The 24,091-nt window shown below is 45.0% G+C and carries 28 protein-coding genes; 23 read left to right on the forward strand and 5 right to left on the reverse strand.

All coding sequences use genetic code 11. The annotated features are described in order from the left end of the window. Positions 1 to 56: 56 nt before the first annotated feature. The 3 genes from GJB59_RS11115 to GJB59_RS11125 form a co-directional block, all read right to left on the reverse strand. Positions 57 to 2,444 (reverse strand): heavy metal translocating P-type ATPase, encoded by a 2,388-nt coding sequence (locus tag GJB59_RS11115; RefSeq protein ID WP_142827267.1) that lies wholly within the window; start codon positions 2,442 to 2,444, stop codon positions 57 to 59. Positions 2,445 to 2,520: 76 nt separating this feature from the next. After that, entirely contained in the window at positions 2,521 to 2,742 is a 222-nt protein-coding gene (gene copZ, locus GJB59_RS11120) for a copper chaperone CopZ (RefSeq protein WP_142827266.1), read from the reverse strand. 15 nt (positions 2,743 to 2,757) lie between these two features. Next, positions 2,758 to 3,081, reverse strand: a complete 324-nt coding sequence (locus GJB59_RS11125; protein ID WP_142827265.1) for a metal-sensitive transcriptional regulator — start codon at positions 3,079 to 3,081, stop codon at positions 2,758 to 2,760. 232 nt (positions 3,082 to 3,313) lie between these two features. Between GJB59_RS11125 and GJB59_RS11130 the strand changes: the two genes are divergently transcribed. Beyond that, on the forward strand, positions 3,314 to 3,454 hold the full coding sequence (locus GJB59_RS11130; protein WP_185960011.1) for an Lmo0850 family protein: 141 nt from the start codon (positions 3,314 to 3,316) through the stop codon (positions 3,452 to 3,454). 27 nt (positions 3,455 to 3,481) lie between these two features. Here GJB59_RS11130 and GJB59_RS11135 read toward each other — a convergent pair whose 3' ends face one another. Next, the gene (locus GJB59_RS11135) at positions 3,482 to 4,663 is read right to left on the reverse strand and encodes an FtsW/RodA/SpoVE family cell cycle protein (protein ID WP_142827264.1); all 1,182 of its coding nucleotides are present in this window, start codon (positions 4,661 to 4,663) and stop codon (positions 3,482 to 3,484) included. Positions 4,664 to 4,822: 159 nt separating this feature from the next. On the opposite strand from GJB59_RS11135, the gene GJB59_RS11140 reads away from it, so the two are divergent. The 8 genes from GJB59_RS11140 to GJB59_RS11175 all read left to right on the forward strand — a co-directional run bounded on the left by GJB59_RS11140 (position 4,823) and on the right by GJB59_RS11175 (position 13,149). Next, positions 4,823 to 5,593, forward strand: a complete 771-nt coding sequence (locus tag GJB59_RS11140) for a hypothetical protein (RefSeq protein ID WP_142827263.1) — start codon at positions 4,823 to 4,825, stop codon at positions 5,591 to 5,593. Further along, on the forward strand, positions 5,584 to 5,931 hold the full coding sequence (locus GJB59_RS11145; protein WP_142827262.1) for a DMT family transporter: 348 nt from the start codon (positions 5,584 to 5,586) through the stop codon (positions 5,929 to 5,931). Before GJB59_RS11140 ends, GJB59_RS11145 begins: the two co-directional genes overlap by 10 nt. Before the next feature lie 49 nt (positions 5,932 to 5,980). Beyond that, positions 5,981 to 7,051, forward strand: coding sequence for a D-alanine--D-alanine ligase (locus GJB59_RS11150; protein WP_142827261.1), 1,071 nt, complete (start codon positions 5,981 to 5,983; stop codon positions 7,049 to 7,051). Between the two features lie 13 nt (positions 7,052 to 7,064). Next, complete coding sequence (locus tag GJB59_RS11155; RefSeq protein WP_142827260.1) at positions 7,065 to 8,438, forward strand: UDP-N-acetylmuramoyl-tripeptide--D-alanyl-D-alanine ligase; 1,374 nt, start codon at positions 7,065 to 7,067, stop codon at positions 8,436 to 8,438. 28 nt (positions 8,439 to 8,466) lie between these two features. Continuing rightward, the gene (locus GJB59_RS11160) at positions 8,467 to 9,165 is read left to right on the forward strand and encodes an alpha/beta hydrolase (protein WP_142827259.1); all 699 of its coding nucleotides are present in this window, start codon (positions 8,467 to 8,469) and stop codon (positions 9,163 to 9,165) included. A gap of 333 nt (positions 9,166 to 9,498) precedes the next feature. Next, positions 9,499 to 11,022, forward strand: coding sequence for a degradosome RNA helicase CshA (gene cshA / locus GJB59_RS11165; RefSeq protein WP_142827258.1), 1,524 nt, complete (start codon positions 9,499 to 9,501; stop codon positions 11,020 to 11,022). Between the two features lie 143 nt (positions 11,023 to 11,165). After that, positions 11,166 to 11,645, forward strand: a complete 480-nt coding sequence (locus GJB59_RS11170) for a PH domain-containing protein (protein WP_142827257.1) — start codon at positions 11,166 to 11,168, stop codon at positions 11,643 to 11,645. Further along, complete coding sequence (locus GJB59_RS11175; protein ID WP_142827256.1) at positions 11,638 to 13,149, forward strand: PH domain-containing protein; 1,512 nt, start codon at positions 11,638 to 11,640, stop codon at positions 13,147 to 13,149. Before GJB59_RS11170 ends, GJB59_RS11175 begins: the two co-directional genes overlap by 8 nt. Positions 13,150 to 13,202: 53 nt before the next feature. Here GJB59_RS11175 and GJB59_RS11180 read toward each other — a convergent pair whose 3' ends face one another. Then, positions 13,203 to 13,811, reverse strand: a complete 609-nt coding sequence (locus GJB59_RS11180) for a rhomboid family intramembrane serine protease (RefSeq protein WP_142827255.1) — start codon at positions 13,809 to 13,811, stop codon at positions 13,203 to 13,205. A 68-nt stretch (positions 13,812 to 13,879) separates the two neighbouring features. Here GJB59_RS11180 and acpS point away from each other — a divergent pair, with 68 nt between their 5' ends. The 14 genes from acpS (at position 13,880) to GJB59_RS11250 (ending at position 23,885) form a co-directional block, all read left to right on the forward strand. After that, entirely contained in the window at positions 13,880 to 14,233 is a 354-nt protein-coding gene (gene acpS, locus GJB59_RS11185; protein ID WP_142827254.1) for a holo-ACP synthase, read from the forward strand. 15 nt (positions 14,234 to 14,248) lie between these two features. After that, entirely contained in the window at positions 14,249 to 15,415 is a 1,167-nt protein-coding gene (gene alr, locus GJB59_RS11190; RefSeq protein WP_142827253.1) for an alanine racemase, read from the forward strand. A 34-nt stretch (positions 15,416 to 15,449) separates the two neighbouring features. Further along, complete coding sequence (locus tag GJB59_RS11195) at positions 15,450 to 15,734, forward strand: transcriptional regulator (RefSeq protein WP_142827252.1); 285 nt, start codon at positions 15,450 to 15,452, stop codon at positions 15,732 to 15,734. Positions 15,735 to 15,738: 4 nt separating this feature from the next. After that, positions 15,739 to 16,089 (forward strand): type II toxin-antitoxin system PemK/MazF family toxin, encoded by a 351-nt coding sequence (locus GJB59_RS11200; protein ID WP_008432415.1) that lies wholly within the window; start codon positions 15,739 to 15,741, stop codon positions 16,087 to 16,089. Between the two features lie 170 nt (positions 16,090 to 16,259). Next, positions 16,260 to 17,087 carry an RsbT co-antagonist protein RsbRA gene (rsbRA, locus tag GJB59_RS11205; protein ID WP_142827251.1) on the forward strand — a complete coding sequence of 276 codons (828 nt, stop codon included), beginning with the start codon at positions 16,260 to 16,262 and terminating at the stop codon, positions 17,085 to 17,087. Beyond that, positions 17,087 to 17,449, forward strand: a complete 363-nt coding sequence (locus tag GJB59_RS11210; protein ID WP_008432419.1) for an STAS domain-containing protein — start codon at positions 17,087 to 17,089, stop codon at positions 17,447 to 17,449. Before rsbRA ends, GJB59_RS11210 begins: the two co-directional genes overlap by 1 nt. A gap of 2 nt (positions 17,450 to 17,451) precedes the next feature. Beyond that, on the forward strand, positions 17,452 to 17,853 hold the full coding sequence (locus GJB59_RS11215; protein WP_142827250.1) for an anti-sigma regulatory factor: 402 nt from the start codon (positions 17,452 to 17,454) through the stop codon (positions 17,851 to 17,853). Positions 17,854 to 17,865: 12 nt separating this feature from the next. After that, the gene (locus GJB59_RS11220) at positions 17,866 to 18,867 is read left to right on the forward strand and encodes a PP2C family protein-serine/threonine phosphatase (protein ID WP_142827249.1); all 1,002 of its coding nucleotides are present in this window, start codon (positions 17,866 to 17,868) and stop codon (positions 18,865 to 18,867) included. Positions 18,868 to 18,963: 96 nt separating this feature from the next. Beyond that, positions 18,964 to 19,293 (forward strand): anti-sigma factor antagonist, encoded by a 330-nt coding sequence (locus tag GJB59_RS11225; RefSeq protein WP_142827248.1) that lies wholly within the window; start codon positions 18,964 to 18,966, stop codon positions 19,291 to 19,293. A 1-nt stretch (position 19,294) separates the two neighbouring features. Next, positions 19,295 to 19,765, forward strand: coding sequence for an anti-sigma B factor RsbW (gene rsbW / locus GJB59_RS11230; protein WP_006830181.1), 471 nt, complete (start codon positions 19,295 to 19,297; stop codon positions 19,763 to 19,765). Further along, positions 19,743 to 20,525, forward strand: a complete 783-nt coding sequence (gene sigB / locus GJB59_RS11235; RefSeq protein WP_142827247.1) for an RNA polymerase sigma factor SigB — start codon at positions 19,743 to 19,745, stop codon at positions 20,523 to 20,525. The genes rsbW and sigB overlap by 23 nt, the downstream gene beginning before the upstream one ends. After that, a complete protein-coding gene (locus tag GJB59_RS11240; RefSeq protein WP_142827246.1) occupies positions 20,525 to 21,124 on the forward strand; it encodes a PP2C family serine/threonine-protein phosphatase in 600 nt (199 codons plus the stop codon). The genes sigB and GJB59_RS11240 overlap by 1 nt, the downstream gene beginning before the upstream one ends. Before the next feature lie 120 nt (positions 21,125 to 21,244). Beyond that, positions 21,245 to 23,410 carry a Tex family protein gene (locus GJB59_RS11245; RefSeq protein WP_142827245.1) on the forward strand — a complete coding sequence of 722 codons (2,166 nt, stop codon included), beginning with the start codon at positions 21,245 to 21,247 and terminating at the stop codon, positions 23,408 to 23,410. Between the two features lie 22 nt (positions 23,411 to 23,432). Next, a complete protein-coding gene (locus GJB59_RS11250) occupies positions 23,433 to 23,885 on the forward strand; it encodes a SprT family protein (protein ID WP_142827244.1) in 453 nt (150 codons plus the stop codon). Positions 23,886 to 24,091 lie beyond the last annotated feature (206 nt).

The raw sequence follows: 24,091 nt of genomic DNA on the forward strand, positions 1-24,091 counted from the left end.
TAGAACAATGACAGGAAAAAGAGGCCCATTTCTGGACCTCTTCGGCAAGCGGATTGTCATTTATCCAATTTCACGCGCTGAAGGCGCAATGCATTCATGACAACCGATACGGAACTGAACGCCATGGCTGCACCGGCAAGCCACGGAGCCAGGAAACCGGCTGCAGCGATCGGAATGCCGATGGAATTGTAGGCAAGTGCCCAAAACAAGTTTTGCTTGATATTCCGGACCGTCAATCGGCTCATCTGAATGGCATCAACGACGCGCATCAAATCGCCTTGCATCAAGGTGACATCGGCCGCTTCCATGGCAATGGCCGTTCCGGTGCCCATAGCCATGCCGACATCTGCGCTGGCTAGCGCGGGTGCATCGTTCAAGCCGTCTCCGGCCATTGCGACGCGCCGGCCTTGCGCTTGAAGCTTCAGCACCACATCTGCTTTTTCAGCAGGGAGGACGCCTGCAAACACTTCATCGATGCCAACTTGTTTGGCAATAGCTGATGCTGTCCGTTCCTGGTCTCCTGTCAGCATGACAACATGGAGCCCCATATTTTTCATTTCCTGGACCGCTTGTTTTGCGGTGTCCTTAATGGTATCAGCTACTGCGATAAGGCCGCTGTATTGCCCGTCAACTGAGATGAACATAACGGTCTTTCCGTCGCGTTCAAAAACTTCGGCCTGGGCTTCATCAAGCTCAAGCCCGTCCATCAAGGCCCGATTTCCCATAACTACTTCCCGACTGGCTACTGTTGCGCGGATGCCGTGCCCCGGGACCGCGCTAAAAAGACTGACGCTCAAGGATGATACACCATACTCAGAGATAGCCTGCGCCACCGGGTGTTCGGATTGGCTTTCGGCACTGGCCGCCAAATTCTTCAACTCATCCAAATCAAAATCACCTGCCGGAATAAAGTCTGTTACGACAGGACGCCCATTGGTGATGGTGCCCGTTTTATCCAGAACGACAGTATCGATGTGTTTGGTATTCTCCAGGGATTCTGCGGTTTTGAATAGGACACCCTGCTCGGCAGCCCGGCCCGAACCGGCCATGACGGAGGTCGGTGTAGCGAGACCAAGTGCACAAGGGCAGGCGATGACCAGAACCGCGATGGTGCTTTCAAGTGCAGCGGCAAAGTTGCCGGGTGCAACCAGGAAATACCAAACGATAAATGTGGCAATGGCAATCCCTACGACGATCGGAACAAAGATGCTGGAGATTTGGTCAGCAAGCCGCTGGATAGGCGCTTTAGAGCCTTGCGCCTGTTCAACGACGCGAATGATATTCGATAAGACGGTATCTTTACCGATTTTATCGGCTCGTACACGAAGCGACCCATTGGAATTGACGGTGGCCGCGAATACCGCGTCACCCGTTTCTTTGTCGACCGGCAAGCTTTCACCTGTCAGCATGGATTCATCTACAGCAGAGTTGCCTGAAAGGACAGCTGCATCAACCGGGATGGATGCCCCAGGTTTTATCAACAGGATATCTCCGGTTTTCACTTCTGAGATCGGCAAGCTGATAAACTCGTCCCCACGTTCAACCAATGCATGCTGCGGCTGCAGCTTCATCAGCTTTTTGATGGCGTCAGAAGAACGGCCTTTGGCTCTTGCTTCAAAAACTTTTCCTAAAATGATCAAAGTGATCAAAACAGCACTGGTCTCAAAATACAAGCCCATGTTATGCCCCATATTCCAGTTTGCCAGAACCAGATAGACGCTGTAAAAATAAGCGGCTGATGTGCCAAGGGCGACCAGAACATCCATATTGGCAGATTTATTTCTCAATGCAAAGTAGGCTCCTTTATAGAAGGAAGCGCCAATCCAAAATTGGACGGGTGTTGCCAATGCCCATTGAACGAGCGGGTTCATGAGGATTTCAGGTACATACATCCATGAAGTAAAGGAAAAATGGCTGAACATAGTCCATAGCAGTGGAAGAGAAAGAGCAGCAGAAATCCAGAACAGACGTGTTTTCTTTTTAATTTCCTGTTCTTTGTGGTCTGTCGCTTCTTCGGTTTCCTGATTGAGGACGGCATCATAACCCAGTGACTGAATTCGTTTGACAAAGTCCTCGGGAGTGACAGTGCCGGGATTGTAGGATACATGTCCGGTTTCCATCGCCAGATTGACATTGGCCAATTGAACACCTTCCATTTTATTCAACACTTTTTCTATGCGTGCTGAGCAATTGGCACAGGTCATGCCCTGTATGGAAAAATCAATTTCTTCCTGTTGCACGCCATATCCCAATTGTTCTACTTTGTGCTGGACATCTGTCATGGATGCCTGGGTGTCGTCATAGATCACTGAAGCTTTTTCAGTGGCGAAGTTGACGCTGGCTTCTGAAACGCCAGGCATTTTTTGGAGCCCTTTTTCGACGCGGTTCGCACAGGCGGCACACGTCATGCCGGTAATCGCCAGCTCAGTTTGTTTAGTGCTCATAACAATCCCATCCTTTTGGAAGATATATACCTATTGGGGGTATATTATTTTGAAAAAAATAACTGCGTTTCCGCAGTTATTCGCTTAACATTGCAACATCGTACCCTTGATCTTCAATTGCTTCCGCAATTTGGTTGACTTCGACTGCCGCTGCATCGTAAGCGACATCAACAGAACCGTTTTCTAGAGACACTTCGACCTTGTCGATGCCGGGTAAAGCCATAACGCTGTCTTTTACTGAGCTCACGCAATGTTGGCATGTCATGCCACTGACTTGCAAATTGATTTGTTCTTTCATAAAAAATTCCTCCTTTTATTTACGCATCATTTTTTGAATCGTGATAAGCAATTCGTCCAACACTTCTTCTTCTCCATTTTCCAGCCGGTCTTTGACGCAGCCCTTCAAATGGCCTTCCAGCAAAACTTTGGTGACACTGTTTAATGCAGATTGAGTGGCGGCAAGCTGCGTAATGATGTCATCGCAGTAAACATCCTTCTCCACCATGCCTTTAATTCCGCGGACCTGGCCTTCTATACGATTCAACCGATTGGTCAAATCCCGTTTAACAGACAGGGGATGATGGCTTTTGCGGCAAGAGTTATCTAGTACAAAGGGTTCTTCAATCAGTTCGCTCATCTGAAGATCCTCCCATCTTTATTTCTGACTACAGCATACCTCTTAGGGGTATATAAATCAAGCAATTTACATCATATTCGCAATTGTCATCAAAATGATAAGTTTAAAATCCTGAAATGATGGTATTATAAACATAGACACAGAAAAGTCAACAATTTATACCTTGCCCCTGAAACATGGCAAGTTCATATACGTTCCTATAAGCAATGAAAAATAAAAAGAGGTGATATGGATGGCGAAAAATGTGGATGTTCGCAATATTGTTTCAAATTTATCGAAACTTGGAATCCAAGCAAAAATCACAAAATCCCGCGTTGAATTAATAAAAGCGATTGGCTTGCCTCAACCAATTCAAGCGCAATCTCAACAATAAAAACTCCGACGCAGGACGTCGGAGTTTTTATTTTTTGCTTTTATCGAACATGTAGTTTTTATGATGGAATTTCATGCTGAAGACGATGCCAAGTGCCAGCATGTTGCCGATCAATGAACTCCCTCCGTAGCTGATAAAAGGAAGTGGAATCCCGGTGATTGGCAAAAGTTGAATCGTCATGCCGATATTTTGGAATACATGGAATGTAATCATCGCGATAATTCCTGCACATACATAGGTACTGAATGTGTCTTTGAATTGCAGTGTGATTTTGGTCAAGTGGTAAATCAGCATAAAGAATAGGATAATGACGGCGCTGGCACCGATAAATCCGAAGTCTTCCGAGATAACAGTGAAGATAAAATCTGTATGATTTTCCGGTACATAGACTTGGCGTCCCTGGTAGCCTTTTCCGAACACTTCACCCGAGCCAATGGCGTTCATCGCAGCAATCAGGTTGTATCCGCCGGCTTCTGCATAAGAGTAAGGATCGAGCCATGTATAAATCCGTTCGAACATGTAAGGCTTTAAACCAAAAGCATTGGATAGGAACTCCTGGGCATTGATGGTCATCCACAGCAGCAACGTGCCAACGACAGCAACCCCGCCAAAGCTGGGCGCAATGATTTTCCAGGAGATTCCTGAAACCACGACAATGGCTAAAGTGATTGCGATAAACACCAGAGCAGTTCCTAAATCAGGCTGCAGCAGGATAAAGCCCAGAGGTATGGCTAGACAAAGGGCAATTTTCCCAAGTAAATAAAAGTCGGATTTGATAGATTTCAGCAGGTTTTGTTCATGGTGGGTAGAAATCATTTTTGCGAGTGCAAGTATATAGAAGGTTTTCATAAATTCAGCCGGCTGAATATTGACAAATGGCGTATGGAACCAGGCTTTGGCGCCATTGACCGGTTCGGCTATTTGGCCAACGCCGTCTGGCGAAATCATTAACAGGACAAGCAGTAAAATGCCGAATCCGTATAAATAATAAGCCATCTTTTTATATTGTTCTGGATCGAAATACATCAATACCGCAATCATTCCAGTAGAAATGATGTAAAATAAAGCTTGTCTTGGGACGAAATTCGTTAAATACTGACCGGAAGTCTGGGCTGAGGAAATAGCCACCAAGCTGACGATAAAGAACAGAAATAAGAGGAAAGCCAGCGACCAATCGATCCGATCGGTGAAGCTTTTGTTAGTTTGCATGTATTTTCACCTGTACTTTTTATTATTATGAGTCGGAATATATTATAACGTATAAATCTGTAATATGCGCATGACAAAAGTAATGACGCATTTGAAGCAGAGATGTTTCATATTTAGCCCTTTTGGTCGTATAATAGAAAATGGAATGGAGTGGGGGATATGGTAAAAAAACCGTTGAACACGGATGCTTACATACAGCATTTATATATTTATCTGAACGAATCTGATCAGTTTGCCTTATTCAGCGGACTTACCTTTGCCCATTTTTTGGATGCGATGAAATTGCCTAAAAATCTGTTGTTGTTAAAACACCCATACGAAGATGCCTCTTTTAACATGCATACTCATATGGAATTCGCTACACAGGAAGAGTTTGGGCAGCTGCGGAAAGCGCGGGCAAACAAAAAAAGCGAATTTTGCTGGATTGATTTCAAAAGTGAAAAACAATTAAATTCCCTGACGCCCCAGGAACAAGCCGAACTGTTATACATCGGCCATAAAAAAGAACCAGTCAAGACGCCATTTTACTCGACCCTTCAAAATGAGTTCGTGTATCTATCCAGCGAAGAAGAAGAAACCACAAAAATTTACTTCCGCAAATTAGAGCGCCTGAATGAGCTTGTCGGAAATTATTTCACGTACTTAATTCGCCGGGAAGAGAATGGACAGAATTTCTGGCGCCGAAAATCTAAAGACCTGATTCCGGAACTGCCTGCCGAAATTCTGCAATCCCTAAAGAAAAATTACCGTGAAGGCGTGCTCATCTCACTGGCAGACCCCGAAAAAACAAAGAACACCATCGAATTGCATATTCGTCCGGTAGAGGAAATCTCCTTTCTCGACGAGTTCTGGTCCGATATTGAAGAATACACAAAGCAGGGGATTTCACGTAAGATCGTCTACGACAGAAAACAAAAAGTATGGAAATAATACCTGGAAACAGGTATTATTTTTTTCGGGCTGATTTTGGCAGCAGCAAGATTTTTGAAGTTGCTTTTGATGCAGCAGAAAAGTTACATGCAGCGTCGCCCATTTTGTCTGGAGCACTCGGTTTCCGGCCATTGTCTTTAGCCTTGACGACTATTGCCTTGGGAACAGGGTATGCAGTATGGATAGGCATCGGAAAGGCTGGCGATGGTTTAATCGGCACGCTATTTTTTTACGAAAGCCGGCAGCCGGCGAAATTATTTTTTCTGCGATGCTTCATCGCAGGACTGCCCGGCCGGAAAAATTTCGAGGGCTGGCAGGAAAAAAATATTCGTTACTGAAGGTTCGTGATAAACTAAGCAATATGGATAATGAAATGAGGTTTCTTGGATGAAAAAAAGAATTGGTTTATTATATGGAGGCAAATCGGCAGAGCATGAAGTTTCCCTGTCAACCGCCCTTGCAGTTACAAAAGCTATCGATTTTGATGCATATGAAGTGTATCCGATCTACATCACGCAGGATGGCGAATGGAGAAAAGGCGCTCGCCTGGAAGAAACGGCAAAAACAATTGAACAGCTTCAGTTGGCTGCACAATCTTCGAAGCCGAATGACATCTCCGGATTCCTTCCCGCCGAAAGCGGTGAAGCCCTGAATGTCATCATTCCTTTATTGCACGGACCGAATGGGGAAGACGGCACTGTCCAGGGATTGCTTGAAGTCATGAATATCCCATATGTTGGGAATGGTGTGCTGGCATCATCGGCAGGCATGGACAAAGTGGTCATGAAGCAATTGTTCGAGCAGGCAGGTTTAAAACAAACCCCTTATGTGTATTTTATAAGAAGAGACTGGGACAAGAAGCAGGATTTCTGGCTGGATAAAATAGAGGCGGAACTCGCTTGGCCGGTTTTTGTAAAACCCGCGAATTTAGGATCGAGTGTAGGCATCAGCAAGGCGGATACTCGCGAAGAATTGATTGCAGCCATTAAAGAAGCTTTGAAGTTTGACCGTAAGATTGTCGTCGAGCAGGGAGTGGTTGCCCGTGAAATTGAAGTAGGTGTGCTTGGAAATGATGAGCCTGACTGCTCGGTTGCCGGGGAGATCAAACCGCTAAAGGCGTTTTATGATTACCAGGCCAAATACAAAGACGGCAATACAGCAATGATTATTCCTGCTGAGCTGGAAAAGGCAGTTTATGAGAAATTGCAAACTGACGCCAAGAAAGCTTTCAAAATCCTGGATTGTTCGGGACTTGTGCGTGCAGACTTTTTTGTCACTGAAGCCAACGAAATTTTGATCAATGAAGTCAATACCTTACCGGGCTTCACGCCTTACAGCATGTTCCCGCTGCTTTGGGAACACACCGGATTGCCGTACCCGGAACTGATTGAACGCCTGATCGCTTTAGCGATTGAACGTCATGAAGAAAAACAATTACTGCAAGTTAAAATAGATTGAGTGGAGAAACCAAATGAAAAAAAAGATTGAGCAAGTAGCCAAATGGCTGAATATCAAAACTAATTTAAAAGGCTTTGACATTACAGGGGCCTCGATTAATACGAGAACGCTTAAGCCAGGCGATTTGTTCATTCCTTTCCGTGGCGAAAATGTGAATGGACATAAATATGTCCGTTCAGCCATTGAATTAGGTGCAGCGGCTTCTTTATGGCAGCGCGATGAACCTGGTGCCCCGGAAGATTTGCCTTTGCTGTATGTGGATGACTGCGAAGCCGCTTTGCAGGAAATGGCCCGTGCCTACCGCGATGAATTATCGGCGCTGGTTATTGGAATTACAGGTTCCAACGGCAAAACTTCGACAAAAGATCTGGTGGCAAGTGTGTTGAAACCTTATTTCAAAGTGCAAAAAACACCGGGCAACTTCAACAATGAATTGGGTCTCCCTTTGACGATCCTTTCTTTGGACGAAGATACTAAAGTCGCTGTACTGGAAATGGGCATGAGCGGCAAAGGGCAGATTGAATTTCTGTCTGAGTTGGCCCGTCCTGATTACGCCATAATCACAAACATCGGGGAAGCGCATTTGCAGGATCTGGGATCGCGTGAAGCCATTGCAGAAGCAAAATTCGAAATCACTGCCGGCCTTCAGCAACATGGCAAACTTTTCTATGACGGTGACGAGCCTTTGCTGCAACCGTTCATGGAAGATTTTCCGCAAGGAGTTTCTTTTGGGTTTGATGACAATAACGAACTGACAGTGACAGATATCAAAGCTACTGAAAACGGCAGCAGTTTTATGGTTAGTGGAATTATAGATGCCGCGTTCACCATTCCGGTATTGGGTGAACATCAAGTAAAGAATACATTGGCAGCTATCTTGATTGCGCTTGAAGCAGGCTTGTCGGAAGAACAAATTCGGAAATCCTTGAAGGATGCGGCTTTAACCGATATGCGTATGCAGATGGTTCAAGCGGAAAATGGCGCAATGTTTATCAACGATGCCTATAACGCTGCGCCTTCATCAATGAATGCGGCTTTGAATTTCATTCGTGAAACAACGATGAAGGAAAAGAAATGGGTCGTTCTTGGCGATATGCTGGAACTCGGAGATGACGAGCAAACTTATCACGAAGCGTTGAGCCAATACATTTCTGGCAGTCTGACTGGGGTGTGCCTCTATGGCCCGCGCATGAAATGGCTATACGACAAGCTCCAGCCTGACTACAGCGGCAAGCTGCTGTGGAGCGAAAATGATTACGGGCCGATTATCGGCCTGTTGAAAAAATACACAAACAAAGACTCGGTAATTTTGGTGAAAGGTTCCCGAGGCATGGCGCTGGAGAATATTATCGAACCTTTTACCAATCAAGGAGAAAAGCATGTGTAGTTGCAATCAGTGAAAAGAGGGGAACAATTTGAAGACTGGCGTTCTTTGCATCCATGGTTTCACGGGAGGCCCGTTTGAAGTTGAACCATTTGCTGATTTTTTAATGGAGCAAACCGATTGGATTGTGGAAATACCAACACTACCGGGACATGGTGAAAAACTGGCTTTAAAGAGCATTTCAGCGGAAAGCTGGATGATGGAAGCGGAACTGGCGCTGAAAAGGCTAAAGAAATCAGCAGATCGCATCATCATTGCCGGCTTCTCGATGGGCGGCTTGATCGCCATGTATTTGGCGATGCGCTACAAAATCGATCGGCTGGTTCTGTTAAGCGCAGCTGCTAAATATATTAGCCCTGCTCAGATTTTTGTGGAAGTGCAGGAAGCCATGCGGGATGTGCTTTCTGGAAAAATAGCGGAAAATGCATCTTTCCATCTTTATGAGTACAAGCTGACGAATACGCCTGTCAGTTCGGCCGTCGAATTTCTTCGAGTAGTCAAGATGGTGGAACCATATTACGATAAGATCAAAGTTCCAGTTTGCATTGTCCAGGGCGGCAAAGACAGTGTGGTCCCGGCTTCAGCTGCAGACTTCATTTACGACCATATCGGTTCGGATGAAAAGCACATGATACACTCAGAAACTGGCAAGCATTTAATTTGCTACAGCGATGATTGCGACGATTGGTTTAAAGAAGTTTTCAAGTTTATGAACAAAGGCGCAGAGTAAACTGATTATTAGAACCTTTGCAGATTGATTGCAAATGATAAAAAAACGTGTTATTCTTTTGAAAGCAATGGATACATTTTTGAAACACTCTTCCCTGTGAAGAGTATTTTTTTGAGCAAAACGGTTTGTTCTATAGATAGGGCATCAAACACCCGACGATCAGACCGCTCGGCAAAGCCCGAGCTTTTCCTGTTCACACATCCCCTCTGACTTAAAACTACAGAGTATGATTTTCGACGTGAAACTTCCTCATAAAGGCTCGCCCTTGTCACTATTCATCTAAAATGTACACCATTTGTAAATCAGATGAAGACAAAAGGAGATTGAAAAAATTTGGTAAAATTTTCAGAGTTAAATATTAGCGAAACAACTTTAAAGTCCGTAAAACGCATGGGGTTTGAAGAAGCAACACCGATTCAAGAGGGAACAATCCGTCTTGGAATGGAAGGCAAGGACATCATTGGACAAGCACAAACCGGTACTGGTAAAACAACCGCTTTCGGGATTCCTTTGATTGAAAAAATCGACACTAAAGACGGTAATGTTCAGGGATTGATCATCGCACCAACACGCGAATTGGCTATCCAGGTTTCTGAAGAACTTTACAGATTGGGCCAAGATAAAAACGTGCGTATCCTTTCAGTATACGGCGGCCAAGAAATTAGCCGACAAATCCGTGCACTTAAAAACCGTCCACAAATTATCGTTGGTACTCCAGGACGTCTATTAGACCATATCAACCGCCGTACTCTTAAATTGGACAATGTTAACACATTGATCCTTGATGAAGCAGACGAAATGTTGAACATGGGCTTTATCGAAGACATTCAAACAATCATGTCAAGTGTTCCTGACACTCGCCAGACATTGTTGTTCTCAGCAACTATGCCGGATGCAATCCGCCGCATTGCAGAGAAGTTCATGAAAACTCCTGAAATCGTTAAAATCAAATCAAAAGAAATGACTGTTGAAAACATCGAGCAATTCTATGTTAAAGCAGTGGAACGCGAAAAATTCGATGTTCTTTCACGCCTTTTGAATGTTCAACAGCCTGAACTTGCGATCATTTTTGGACGCACAAAGCGCCGGGTTGACGAATTAGCTAAAGCATTGAATATCCGCGGCTACCTTGCTGAAGGAATTCATGGCGATCTAAGCCAAGCTAAGCGTATGTCCGTTTTGAAGCAGTTCAAAGCAGGCAAAATCGATATTTTGGTTGCAACAGATGTAGCAGCTCGTGGACTTGACATCTCAGGCGTATCACACGTATACAACTTTGATATTCCTCAAGATCCTGAAAGCTATGTTCACCGTATCGGCCGTACTGGCCGTGCAGGTAAAAAAGGAGTCGCAGTCACGTTTGTAACTCCACGTGAAATGGGCTACTTGGGCATCGTTGAGCGCACAACTAAGAAAAAAATGGAAGCTCTAGTTCCTCCAACTGCTGACGAGGCTGTACTTGGCCAAAAACGCGTTGCTATGGAACAATTGCAAGAAATGACAGAGAAAAACAATTTGGGCGATTACCGCGAATTTGCGACTAAAATGCTTGAAAACTTTGAAGCTGTTGACTTAGTTGCTGCTGCACTTAAAACAATGACTAAAGAACCGGAAGATGTTCCAGTTTCTATCTCCGAAGAACGTCCTTTGCCATCACGCGGAGGCGGCGGATATAAAGGTAAAGGCGGAAGCGGACGCACTGGCGGAAGCGGCGGCGGCTATAAAGGCAATCGCTCTTCAAGCTCATCTCGTCCATCTTCATCAAGCCGTGGAGCGAGCTCAGGCGCAAGCCGACGCCGTGAAGGCGGAAGCGGTGGCGGACGTCCAGGACGTACGACTCGCCGCAGCGAATCTTAATACCGATCCATACAAGGACGTATGCAAACAGGAAACTGTTTTGCATACGTCCTTTTTTGCTGTCCGGATATCGGTTACAATTGAATGAAACGTTATGATTAGTAAATCGTATAATGGATAGGCAAGCGATTGGAGAGAAGCAAATGGACAACCAACCAAAAAATCAAATTTCCCGAAAAGGGCTAACCGTTTGGCGGGTATACGGCAGCATGGAAACTGCAGTTATCGCGCTGATTGCAATTGGAGCGGGGGTATTGACGTATTTCTTTGACTGGCCGCAATGGCTGTATGCTGTCTACGGGGCGGTCATTTTGCTGTTCGGCTTTCTGTTGATTTACTTGTTTCCCAAAATCCGTTGGCAGCGCTGGCGCTACGAAGTACGGGAACAGGAGATTGAATTGCAGCATGGATTGTTCGTCGTTACTCGCACGTTGGTGCCGATGGTGCGGGTGCAGCATGTGGATACTGAACAGGGACCGATTTTGCGGAAGTACGACCTAGCTGAAATCTCCATTTCAACCGCTGCCACGACTCACACAATTCCTGCGTTGGTCACGGCAGAAGCGGATGAACTGAGAGCTAGAATTTCGGTATTGGCAAGGGTGGCGGAAGACGATGTATGAAGAACGTTATAAACTGCATCCGATTTCAGCGTTTTTAAATTTTATTAAAGGCTTGAAAGAGCTGATTGTGCCTTTTATCATCATTTTTGGCGTCAATATATTTAGAGATGGCGGCATTAGTTCGATGTTCAATCAAGGATGGCAAGGTTTGATTCCGGTTATGATAGGCAGTGTTGTGCTGATATTCATGCTGGTAGCTGGAATCATTAAGTGGAAGCGCTTTGTATACTGGTTTGAGGATGGAGAATTGCGCATTGAATATGGGCTTTTTGTAAAGAAAAAGAGATATATCCCTTTTGACCGGATTCAAAGCCTCAATTACACGGAAGGCATTTTCCACCGGCCGCTCGGTTTGGTGAAGGTGAAAGTGGAAACAGGGGGTTCTGGGAAAGTTGGGCAGGCAGAGGCTGAACTGACAGCAATATCAAGAGAAGATGCAGACCGCATCGAAAGCGAAATGGAAAAGGCCAAATACCAGCTTCCGAAAGAAGCCCTTCCAGTTATGGGTCCAGTGGAATATGTAGAAGCGCCGGCTAAAAAAGAAGCAACAGTGCTTTACACCATGTCTATGAAGGAATTATTGATTCTTGCTACGACTTCCGGAGGGATTGGCGTAGTAATTTCAGCAGTTGCGCTTTTCCTGTCGCAGTTTTCGGAATTGATTCCGTATGATGCAATTTACGAGGAGGTCATGCTGTTTCTTCGTTTTGGTGTATTGATCGTGGCTTTGACAATCTTTTTGGTGCTGTTGATTGCGTGGATTATTTCAGTAATTATGACCATTGTAGCGAATTACCAATTCACCATTCAGCGTGACGAGGACCACATCTATATTACCAGAGGGTTATTGGAGAAAAAGAAAGTATCGGTACCATTGAAGCGCGTACAAGGAATCAAAGTGAGCCAAAACCCGTTGCGTGAAATGTTCGGGTATGCCACGGTTCTGGTTGAAAGTGCAGGCGGTTCCATTGGGGACAAAGATGAAAAAATTCGTTTGTTTCCTTTGGTGAAGACAGAGCGGATGTTGCCGATACTGGCAGACTTGTTCCCTGAGCTGGAATGGACGCCGGAATTGATCAAGGCACCGAAACGCAGCGTTCATTTTTTCTACCGGCTAGACTTGCTATGGCTGTTGCCTTTGTTTGCCGCTGTGGGGTATTTTTTCTATCCTTATGGTCTGCTGTCGCTGATTCTTGTGCCGATTGTTATTGCTGTCGGGATTTGGCAGCACCGGACAGCCGGTTATGCGCTTGGCGAAAAACAATTAACGATGCAATTCCGAGGGTTCAGCAAGCACCGTTTCTTCATGCTGAAAAAACGGGTGCAGGTAATCCAAGTGACACAAAGTTATTTCCAGAGGCGCAAGGAAATCGCTTCTATCAGTTCGACAATCAAATCGGGCATGATGGGTGCTGTTGCGGCCACTCCGCATATGGAAAAAGATGACGCCAGCCGGATTTTGGCCTGGTATGAACCATCTGGCACAAAAGAAATTGAAAGCTGAACAATTATAATTCCTCGAAAAAAGACAGCCGGAATTTTTAATTCCGGCTGTCTTTATTTTTTGGCGCGCCAGCTGACTATCCGTTTTGGATGGAAATAGCTGAGGCCGATCAGGAATCCGGTAATCATTCCGGCAATGTGTGCTGTAACGTTGACGTTTGGCGTCAGGAAAGTCATGACTATACTAATAACGATAATTGGGAGTATAATTTGTTTGAGTTGCGGCAAAGCGCGTCCCCCATAATACACCAACGCACCGAATGCACCGAAAACACCAAAAATGGCACCGCTGGCTCCGACGTGGGCATAATCGAGCGGCTGCAAAAAGTAGGTAGCCGCTGAAGCGAATAATCCTGCCAACAGGTAGATTGTAATAAAACGGACTTTGCCTGTTAAACGCTCCAATTCAGGTCCGAATAGGAACAATGAAAACATATTAAACAGCAAATGCATCAATCCGCCATGCAGAAAAATGGGTGTAAAGAAGCGCCACCATTGGCCTTCCGCAATGTAAAAGTTGGAGCCGACACCATAAAAGTAAAGCCAATCACCCAATAAAGGCAGTAATCCCAGTAGGTAAACCAATAAATTAAGTGCAATTAAAGTGGAAACGACTGGATACATACGCAAGTATTGCTTAAAACTTTCTGTTCGAATAAACATTTTGTCACCTCTATTTCATATTTATAATTATACCTGTTACTTGTTTGCGATTGAAAGGAGAAACATTTATGATTACAGGAATCGGTTTGGATGTCGTCGAATTGTCACGAATCCGTCGATTGGATACTAAATCACCAAAATTTCGGGAACGTATTTTAACCGAATATGAGCAAAATGAATATAACCAATTAACAGCGGCGCGTAAAGTGGAGTTTTTAGCTGGCCGCTTTGCAGCGAAAGAAGCTTTTTCCAAAGCAAAAGGCACGGGAATTGGCCGAGCCTGTTCTTTTCAGGATATCGAAATCAGAAAAGATGCCAAGGGCAAGCCAAGTGTTTATTTTCAGGACATCGAAACGGGCATGGTGTCCATTACGCATTCAAAGGACTTTGCGGCGGCTCAAGTTCTCATACAAACAATTTAACTGGGCGGTGTTACGATGACAGAACAATATCGGCCGACAAAAGCGGTCATAGATTTAGGTGCAATCAAAAAGAATTTAACGGCTTTTCAACAAAGGAGCGGAAAAGCGCAAGTAATCGCGGTCGTAAAAGCTGATGCATACGGCCATGGGGTTTTGGCAGTGGCTAAGACTGCGATTGAAAATGGTGTCACTATGCTGGCGGTTGCAACGCCAGACGAAGCTCTTTTTCTGCGTGACAAGGGCATTGAAACCGATTTGCTCGTAATGGGGGCGACTCCATCGAGCTTTATTTCGGTCGCACAGCAGCGCAACATTATCGTTACTGCAGTTTCTTTGGATTGGCTGTCGATGGCGGCGATGCATGTGTCGCCAAATTTAAACCGGTTAAATATCCATTTGAAAGTCGATACCGGAATGCGGCGCATCGGCATTCAGGTGGATGAAGTGGATGAGGCGCTGGGGTTTATCGGTGACCATGATTTTTCCTTTAAAGGGATTTTTACGCACTTTGCAACTGCCGATGAAGAGAATTCTTCACTGTTCCTGGAGCAGGTAAGCGCAATGAGAACTGTTATAGACAAAGTGGACGATCCTTCTGTGATGGTTCATGTCTCCAACAGTGCTGCCGCCATTATGCACAGGGAAATTGCCTGTGATGCGGTCCGTGTCGGGATTTCATTGTATGGCATTGCCCCATCTCCTTATGTCGGACAGGAAATGGATTTTGAATTGCAGCCGGCTCTAAGCCTGGAAACGGAAATCATCCATGTGAAAAAAGTGAAAGCCGGTGAAGGACTGAGCTATGGAGCGACATACCGCGCTGAGAAGGATGAGTGGATTGCGACTTTGCCGATCGGTTATGCGGATGGCATGCTCCGAGGGCTGCAAGGGCAGGATGTTCTAGTGCAAGGACAGCGCGTGCCGGTTGTGGGCAGGATTTGCATGGACCAATGCATGATTCGCTTGTCTGAAAAATTACCGGTCGGAGAAAAAGTGCAGTTAATTGGAAGCCAGGGCGGCCAGCGTATTTTCATTGATGAATGGGCGCGCAGACTGGAAACAATCCCCTATGAAATTCCTTGTATTTTAACAAAAAGGGTGCCCCGGGTTTACTCGGACAGCACCAAAGTTGCCGATTTACCTTTTCAGGAGCCCGATACAATGTTAAGATGGGAAAGATAAAGACAGAAGAACGGGATTTTCGGAGGTGTCGGCTGTGTACGAGAAGTCAAAGACAAAAGAAGTGGTTGTAAAATTGCCAAAACAATTTATTTCGGAGTTGACAACTCATTCAGATGAACGTGTTCAAGAAAGTGGAGATTACATTTATGTTTCCACGCATCGGGTGACTAAGAATCTGTACGACTCATATCATATTCGGGAAGCGATGATCAAGGGCTACGTGGAGATGTCACAGATCAATCTATCGATTGCTTGTGAATGTTCTCACGCTGAGTACGAAGCGGAGCACACGACAGTGCGACTCGTAAGCGGAGGGTGACAACTTGATTGTAAAACGCGGGGATGTTTTTTTTGCAGAATTATCACCGGTTGTCGGGTCTGAGCAAGGTGGGACCCGTCCGGTTCTGGTGATTCAAAACGATATAGGGAATCGTTTCAGTCCCACTGTAATCATTGCTGCAATTACAGCGCAGATTCAAAAAGCCAAATTGCCGACTCATGTAGAGATCAACGCCAAAAAATATGGTTTTGAACGTGATTCTGTTATTCTGCTTGAACAATTGCGGACCATTGATAAGTCGCGACTGACCGATAAAATCACTCAACTTGACGACACGTTGATGGAAAAAGTGGACGAAGCACTGGAAATCAGTGTCGGCCTCGTAAAATTTTAAGCATACATACTCCGTAAAAGGCACCTTGAGGATTTTTCTCAAGGTGCCTTTTATTCCAGTAAATGGTCTTGCCGACAAAAAAGATGTGAAAAAAACGAATTTCCGATACAATAAAGAGTAGCAGATAAAATTTGAGATACATAGTGTCACAGGGAGGGTTTTTAACCAGTATGAATAAACAGATGGCTCAATATATACAGGGCAATTTAACCGAAATCATTTCGCAATGGCAGAAAAAAATGAAGAATGAAGAAAATGAACGTTCTTTTCAGATGATGTCTGAAGAATTGATGACCCAAACAAGCCATGAGTTTGCGGAGCTGATGATTTCAAATTTACTTGAAAGCCATCAAGCGTATGAAAGCCGATTAAACGATTTTTCAGAAAAAGTGGTTCGCCTCGGATGGTCCATTACATTCGTGACAAAAGCAATTACTCATTTTGCTGAAATTATTTATGAAAACATGACTCAAGAAGAAATCATTCATGAAGGCAATATTGCCGCTTATGTAAAAGAATTCAGCAATTGGATCGTACCGATTCGCGAAAGTACAATTCAAGCTTATTCCAAAACGTGGGAACGTACAGTCAGCCTGCAAAAGATTGCGCTGCAGGAACTTTCGGCTTCGCTTATTCCTGTCTTTGAGAAAGTATCAGTTATGCCATTAGTCGGAACAATCGACACAGAGCGAGCGAAATTGATTATGGAGAATTTGCTGGAAGGTGTCGTCAAGCACCGTGCGGAAGTCGTATTGCTCGATATTACGGGAGTTCCTGTAGTGGATACGATGGTCGCGCACCATATCATTCAGGCCGCAGATGCTGTCCGCCTTGTCGGAGCAAAATGCATGCTCGTTGGAATACGTCCGGAAATTGCACAGACGATCGTCACGCTCGGCATCAACTTGAACGACTTTACAACAACAAGCACATTGCAACGGGGCGTGGAACAGGCGCTTGCTTGGACAAACCGAAAAATTGTGGAGGTTGAAGACTAATGAATTTTAGAATTCCAATTTTAAAGTTAAGAGATACATTAATTGTTTCGATTCAGTGGGAACTAGATGATCAGACGGCTCTTCAATTTCAAGAGGATTTATTGACCAAACTGCATGAAACAAGTGCACGGGGCGTCGTTATCGATTTGACATCCATTGATTTCATCGACTCATTTATCGCGAAAGTTCTGGGAGACGTCATCAGTATGTCAAGCCTGATGGGGGCTAGAGTAGTCATTACCGGTATCCAGCCAGCAGTTGCTATCACTTTGATCGAGTTAGGAATTCGACTTGAAGATGTTATGACAGCGCTAGATTTAGAAAATGGTTTGGATAAACTTCAATTGGAATTGGAGGCTTAAAAATGAGCGACCAGTCCTCGGTGGAAATTTTGACAGAATGGGATATTGTGGCTGCAAGACAACTCGGACGCAATGTAGCGAAAGAGCTTGGCTTTGGTACAGTTGACCAGGCCCGTATTACGACGGCCATCAGCGAGCTTGCTCGCAATATTTATTTATATGCCGGTAAAGGCAGAATTGAAATTCAGCAATTGACTGAAAATGGCATGAAAGGAATTTTGATTATTGCTGCAGATAGCGGTCCAGGAATCCCGGATATCCGAAAAGTGATGGAAGATGGTTTTACGACTTCCGGCGGACTAGGAGCGGGGCTTCCGGGTGTCAAACGGTTAATGGACGATTTCAAAATCGAAACAATTTTGGGCGAAGGTACAGATATAAGAGCTACCAAGTGGCTTCGTTAGGGGGAACGCCTAATGTCTCAAGAAATTGAGGTTCAATACAAAGAGATTCTAGAGGAATACACAAAAAAGCAGACAGAGCAAAATTTATATGTCGGCCAAAATTTCAGTCGTCAGCTTATTCTGGAGAACATTGCGCCCGAAGAAGTCATCAGCATGCACAAAGCGGCAATTCAAGAGCTTCATGGTGAATTGCCGGATGTCGTTTGGCATTCTTTTGATTTTTTGATTGAAATGATGATCAATTACGGGTTGGCACTTCAGGAGCGGCAAAGCCTTTTGAAACAGCAGGAAGAACTGAAAGTGGAAATGGATCTTGCGGCAAATGTTCAGGAAACGCTGCTGAAAACTAAATTACCTGTACTGGAAGGTCTGGATATCGGCCTTCTTTCTATTCCTGCGCGAAAAATGAACGGAGACTATATTTATTTTGTCAGTGATCATGACGGCTATGCCGGAGTGGCGGTTGCGGATGTAATCGGCAAAGGCCTGCCTGCTGCCCTTTGCATGTCCATGATCAAATTCGGCATGGACAGTTTAAATAGTTCGCATGCACTTCCTAAAGACGTTTTAGGCGTCATCAACCGAATTGTTGAAAAAAGTGTCGATGATTCGATGTTTGTCTCGATGTTTTACAGCAATTACGATGCCAAACAGGCCCGGTTGACTTATGGCTCTGCAGGACATGAACCAGCCATCCTTTATCGTGCCAGGGACAAGGAATTCAGCGAGCTGTTTGCGAAAGGGTTGCTGCTTGGTGTATCTCCCGCTGCCGTCTATGAAGAGCATACGGTCGATCTGGAAAAAGGCGACCTGGTGATTATGATGACTGATGGTGTGACGGAAGGCCGGAATGACGACGGCTTTATTGAGCGTGAAGTTATTTATGAATTGATTGAACGAAAGAAAAAAGAGCCTGCCCAAACGATTGTTCAGTATGTGTATGACGAGCTTGAACGTATGCAAAGTGCGCAATTCCAAGATGACTTTACATTGGTGATTTATAAAAAAGTGTAGGACGAGGTTTAGTTGTAGGTATATTGTGGTATTTAGGCTTAGAATAGCTTTTTTTAGAACGGGATAGAATTTAAAAAAACGGGGTGTCGAATCACAATGAATATTCAAGTGGATTTAACTGAATCGAATAATGTCCTAGAGGGTTTTATACGCGGGGAAATCGATGCGCACACTGCACCGGTCCTACGTGAAAAATTAGAAACTTACCAGAGTCACCAAGGGTTAAAAGCAGAGTTGGATCTTTCCGACGTTAATTATATGGACAGTACTGGATTGGGAGTTTTTGTAGCTTTTTATAAATCGGTCAATGCCAATGGCGGCCATGTAAAGTTAAAAGGACTCTCTGCACGTTTAAAACGGCTTTTCGATATTACAGGTTTAGGCGATATTATGGATATCGAATCTGCCGGGAAGGGTGGTAATTGATATGCGTCCTTTCGATTATGTGGAAATGAGAGTTCCTGCCAAATCCCAATATGTTGGCGTTGCCAGGCTTACCATTTCAGGTTTAGCCAGTCGTATCGGTTTTTCGTTTGATGATATAGAGGATTTGAAAATCGCTTCCAGTGAAGCGGTGACCAATGCGGTCCAGCATGCTTACGCAGAAGGCGAAGAAGGCGAAGTCGTTATTGGCTGCGCACTTTATGAAGACAAGATCGAAATCATGGTAGCAGACCATGGCCAAAGCTTTAACTTTGAAGAAACCAAGGCAAAAGTGGGTCCTTATCACGATCAAGAAGAAGGTGCTTTTCTTCGCGAAGGAGGTCTCGGCTTGTATTTGATCGAAACATTAATGGATGAAGTTAAGGTTCATCATCAAGAAGGAGTAACAATCTTCATGACAAAGCATGTTGAAGGAGAGCAGGTGGAGAAGGATGTCGAAACAGTCTCATCCTAATCAGCCTACTAAAGAACAGGTGCTTGAATGGATTGAAGCTTATCAAAAGACAGAAGATGAAGAAGCCCAAACAAATTTAGTTATGAATTACAAGCGTCTTGTCGAATCCATTGCGCGAAAATATTCTAATGGTAAATCTTACCACGAAGATATTGCGCAAGTGGGCATGCTGGGACTTTTAGGAGCTATCAGACGTTACGATCCTTCATATGGCCGTAGCTTTGAGGCTTTTGCTGTGCCTACGATTATCGGCGAAATCAAACGCTTTTTGCGTGATAAAACATGGGCGATCCATGTTCCACGGCGCATAAAAGAGTTGGGCCCCCGCATTAAAGCGACCGTTGAAGTGCTGACAACAGAGCTTCAGCGTTCACCGCAGGTTTGGGAAATTGCTGAATATCTGGATGTTGAAGAAGACGATGTACTGGAAGCAATGGAAATGGGCAAAAGCTATCAAGCACTTTCAATGGACCACTCTTTGGAGGCAGATTCAGACGGCAGTACAGTTACATTATTTGATGTAGTAGGCCAGGAAGATGACGGGTATGAGAAAGCGGACCAGCGGATGCTTGTAGCTGAAGCGATGAGCGTGCTTTCTGAACGGGAAAAGCAGATCATCCAATTCACCTACATAGAGCAGCTGAGCCAAAAAGAAGCCGGAGACAAACTCGGTATTTCTCAAATGCATGTTTCCCGTCTGCAAAGAAAAGCCATCAAAAAACTCCAGGAAGCTATATTGGCAGCCGGTGGGGTTTCGTAGTGGAAAAAATTCAGCATAGTTTTGTAGATGCTTTTATTTTCAATGAAGCAAAGAAAGGGAATTATGAATCCGGCGACAGTTACCATACAGTGTTGACGGAAGATTATTTCATTTGCTCAGTAGCCGATGGATTAGGCAGTGGTCCTGTAGCGCGTGAATCGTCTCAGGTCATTCCTCAAATTTTACGAGAATATCATCATGAAACCATCGATCAATTAATGTTCCGCTTTAATGGACTAATGCTCCAGAAACGCGGAGCTGCCGTAGCCATATTTAAAGTGGATTTCAAAGAAAAAACGCTTGAATACAGCTGTGTCGGTAATATCCGATTTTATCTGTACCGAAAAGCAACCGATGAGATCATCTATCCGTTGCCGGTAATGGGTTATTTGTCAGGGCGGCCGCAAAAGTTGCGGACTCAGCTTTACACATATGTCGAGGACGACTTATTCCTCATCCATTCCGATGGGGTGGATTTAAGAAATCCAAAAGCCATGATGCGTAAAGCTGCAGTTCCTGAGCAATTATACCGCGACATCCTGGCATCCATCCAAACGGGTGACGATGCGACATTCATAACAGGAAGCCTTCTCAAATGAGAAGGCTTCTTTTTTATGTCCAGACACCATTCCCTAGTTCTTATATCCGTCAGAGCTACACGGCCGCTTCCTCTTTTCCTAATGTGTTAAAATAAAAGAGAACTGAAGGGAAGTGTCCAGATGGAAATGCAACAGATTCATACGTTGATCGCAAAAGAAACTGGCGTGCGAAACAATCAGGTCGCGCAAGTCATCGCATTGATTGAAGATGGCAACACCGTGCCTTTTATCGCACGTTACAGAAAAGAAGCTACAGGCTCTTTAGACGAAGTCCAGATTAAAGCAATCGATGACCGGTATACATACATTCAGAATTTAGAGCAGCGGAAAATAGACGTGATCCGTTCCATCACGGAACAGGAAAAACTGACGGATGAACTGGAAAAGGCAATTCATAATGCTACCGTCCTGCAGCGCGTCGAAGATTTATACCGGCCATACAAGCAAAAGCGCCGGACCAAAGCGACCATTGCAAAAGAAAAAGGCCTGCAGCCGTTGGCAGACTGGCTGATGGAACCGGGCAACGAAAAGTTGGCTGACAAAGCGCAGGCATTTGTCAATGAAGAATTGGGCATCGCGTCAACGGAAGAAGCAATTCAAGGAGCGCAGGATATTTTGGCGGAACTTTTTGCTGATGATCCAGATATCCGTGAAAAAATCCGTTACATGACACGGAAAGACGGAACGATCGCTACCGTCGCTAAGAAAAACCATGAAGATGAGAAGCAAGTTTTTCAAATGTATTACGAATACGAAGAAGCCATCCAGAAAATTGTGCCGCACCGAATTTTGGCTATCAACCGCGGTGAAAAAGAGGATGTACTGAAAGTTTCCATCAATCCGCCGGCCGACCGCATCGTAACATTGATGAAAAACAAGTGGATGAAGCAAGCGCGTTCAACAGGCGAATCTGTAGCTGCAGCCATTGAAGACAGCTACAAGCGGCTGATCCAACCGTCAGTTGAGCGGGAAATCCGTACGGAACTGAGTGAAAAAGGTGAAACTCAAGCCATCCATATTTTCTCGGAAAACCTGCGGAATCTATTGTTGCAGCCGCCGATGAAAAACAAAATGGTATTGGGTGTCGACCCGGCTTACCGGACAGGCTGCAAACTGGCAGTCATCGATGAGACCGGCAAACTGCTGGAAGTCGCGGTCATTTATCCGCATCCGCCTAAATCAGATCAAGCCGGCTCGAAGAAAATCATGGAGCGATTGACCGCCAAATATCCGATTGAAATCATGGCAATTGGCAACGGTACTGCGTCGCGTGAAACGGAGCAATTTGTTGCAGACTTCCTTTCGGAAACTACTGCGGATATTTCTTACGTTATCGTCAACGAAGCGGGTGCCAGCGTTTATTCAGCATCTGATATCGCACGTGCGGAATTTCCGGATTTGAAAGTTGAAGAGCGAAGTGCGGCATCGATTGCGCGCCGCTTGCAGGATCCGCTGTCTGAATTGGTGAAAATTGATCCGAAAGCGGTCGGTGTTGGACAGTACCAGCATGACGTCTCTCAAAAGAAGTTGGCGGATCAGCTGACCTTTGTTGTAGAGACAGCTGTAAACCAGGTCGGCGTCAATGTCAATTCGGCGTCGTCCTCTTTACTGCAATACGTAGCGGGCTTAAGCAAAACCGTAGCAGAAAATGTCATTAAGGTCCGGGATGAGAATGGCCGCTTTACTTCACGCGTCCAGCTGAAAAAGATTCCGCGCTTAGGAGCGAAAACTTATGAACAGGCAATCGGATTCCTCAGGATCCCCGAAGGCAAGAATCCCTTGGACGCAACAGGCATCCATCCCGAGAGCTATGACGTCGCGGAGAAACTATTGAACCTGGTAGGAGAAGATAAGAAATCTGTCGGGAAAGCAGGCATCTCCGAAAAACTCGAAGCACTCCAATTGTCAGAGCTGAGCGGTAAATGGGACATTGGGGAAATTACCTTGAAAGATATCGTAGACGCCTTAAAAAAACCGTTTCGCGATCCTCGCGATGAATTTCCGCAGCCGTTGTTGAAAAATGATATTCTGAAAATGGAAGACTTGCTTCCAGGCATGGAAGTGCAAGGTACTGTCCGCAACGTAGTTGATTTTGGCGCGTTTGTTGATATCGGAGTGAAGCAGGATGGACTGGTTCATATCTCGAAATTGAAAAAGGGCTTTGTGAAGCACCCGCTGGAAGTGGTAGCGGTCGGAGACATCGTTACGGCGTGGGTGGAGAAAGTGGAAAAAGATAAGGGGCGTATCGCTTTGACGATGCTGCAGCCGAAAGAGCAGACCCTTTAACATTGAACATAGGGGAGTTAACATGACCAACGAAGAACTGACTGGACTGATCAGGGAGATTTCATGGACGAGCTTTCACAAAGAGTTCAGGCATGAAGGTGTTTTCAACTCCCGGCTTCGGACCACGGGAGGCAGATACTTGCTGCGTTCCCACAATATCGAAATCAACCCTAGCTCTTATGAAAAGTTTGGCTATGCCGAACTTGAAGGCATTATTAAACATGAATTATGCCATTACCATCTTCATATAGAAGGAAGAGGCTACAAGCACCGCGACCAGGACTTCAGAGAACTGCTGAAGAAAACCGGATCGCCGCGTTTTTGTTCCATGCTCGAAAACAAAGCAAAACGGCGTTCCGCCAAGTCGTATGTTTATCAATGTGTAGCATGCAAGACAAATTACACGCGCAAGATCCGGATGAACACAGAGCGTTACAGGTGCGGCCGCTGCTCCGGAAAACTGGCCGCGCGATAATATTTTCCAGAGAAAAGAAGATGTCCACCTATGGGCATCTTCTTTTCTAATTGCTGTCGGGTTCATTAGTTTCAGAAAAGAACGGCGGATAATAAATATAAATGAAAAAGGTATTGACGATTGTCTTGCAGCTCTTTATAATAGAAAAAGTCGACAAGTACTAAAACATTATTCCGAAGTAGCTCAGTGGTAGAGCACCGCACTGT

It is taken from the genome of Planococcus soli (assembly GCF_016881065.1).
Taxonomy (GTDB): domain Bacteria; phylum Bacillota; class Bacilli; order Bacillales_A; family Planococcaceae; genus Planococcus; species Planococcus soli.

Bases quoted from the DNA above. Each gene is read 5' to 3' on its own strand.
- GJB59_RS11180 (WP_142827255.1), bottom strand. From the start codon at position 13,811: ATGTTTATTCGAACAGAAAGTTTTAAGCAATACTTGCGTATGTATCCA.
- GJB59_RS11175 (WP_142827256.1), top strand. From the start codon at position 11,638: ATGTATGAAGAACGTTATAAACTGCATCCGATTTCAGCGTTTTTAAAT.
- rsbW (WP_006830181.1), top strand. From the start codon at position 19,295: ATGCGTCCTTTCGATTATGTGGAAATGAGAGTTCCTGCCAAATCCCAA.
- GJB59_RS11210 (WP_008432419.1), top strand. From the start codon at position 17,087: ATGAATTTTAGAATTCCAATTTTAAAGTTAAGAGATACATTAATTGTT.
- sigB (WP_142827247.1), top strand. From the start codon at position 19,743: ATGTCGAAACAGTCTCATCCTAATCAGCCTACTAAAGAACAGGTGCTT.
- GJB59_RS11125 (WP_142827265.1), bottom strand. From the start codon at position 3,081: ATGAGCGAACTGATTGAAGAACCCTTTGTACTAGATAACTCTTGCCGC.
- GJB59_RS11170 (WP_142827257.1), top strand. From the start codon at position 11,166: ATGGACAACCAACCAAAAAATCAAATTTCCCGAAAAGGGCTAACCGTT.
- GJB59_RS11220 (WP_142827249.1), top strand. From the start codon at position 17,866: ATGTCTCAAGAAATTGAGGTTCAATACAAAGAGATTCTAGAGGAATAC.
- GJB59_RS11150 (WP_142827261.1), top strand. From the start codon at position 5,981: ATGAAAAAAAGAATTGGTTTATTATATGGAGGCAAATCGGCAGAGCAT.
- GJB59_RS11140 (WP_142827263.1), top strand. From the start codon at position 4,823: ATGGTAAAAAAACCGTTGAACACGGATGCTTACATACAGCATTTATAT.
- alr (WP_142827253.1), top strand. From the start codon at position 14,249: ATGACAGAACAATATCGGCCGACAAAAGCGGTCATAGATTTAGGTGCA.
- GJB59_RS11245 (WP_142827245.1), top strand. From the start codon at position 21,245: ATGGAAATGCAACAGATTCATACGTTGATCGCAAAAGAAACTGGCGTG.
- GJB59_RS11155 (WP_142827260.1), top strand. From the start codon at position 7,065: ATGAAAAAAAAGATTGAGCAAGTAGCCAAATGGCTGAATATCAAAACT.
- GJB59_RS11130 (WP_185960011.1), top strand. From the start codon at position 3,314: ATGGCGAAAAATGTGGATGTTCGCAATATTGTTTCAAATTTATCGAAA.
- GJB59_RS11225 (WP_142827248.1), top strand. From the start codon at position 18,964: ATGAATATTCAAGTGGATTTAACTGAATCGAATAATGTCCTAGAGGGT.
- acpS (WP_142827254.1), top strand. From the start codon at position 13,880: ATGATTACAGGAATCGGTTTGGATGTCGTCGAATTGTCACGAATCCGT.
- copZ (WP_142827266.1), bottom strand. From the start codon at position 2,742: ATGAAAGAACAAATCAATTTGCAAGTCAGTGGCATGACATGCCAACAT.
- GJB59_RS11135 (WP_142827264.1), bottom strand. From the start codon at position 4,663: ATGCAAACTAACAAAAGCTTCACCGATCGGATCGATTGGTCGCTGGCT.
- GJB59_RS11115 (WP_142827267.1), bottom strand. From the start codon at position 2,444: ATGAGCACTAAACAAACTGAGCTGGCGATTACCGGCATGACGTGTGCC.
- GJB59_RS11145 (WP_142827262.1), top strand. From the start codon at position 5,584: ATGGAAATAATACCTGGAAACAGGTATTATTTTTTTCGGGCTGATTTT.
- rsbRA (WP_142827251.1), top strand. From the start codon at position 16,260: ATGAATAAACAGATGGCTCAATATATACAGGGCAATTTAACCGAAATC.
- GJB59_RS11250 (WP_142827244.1), top strand. From the start codon at position 23,433: ATGACCAACGAAGAACTGACTGGACTGATCAGGGAGATTTCATGGACG.
- GJB59_RS11215 (WP_142827250.1), top strand. From the start codon at position 17,452: ATGAGCGACCAGTCCTCGGTGGAAATTTTGACAGAATGGGATATTGTG.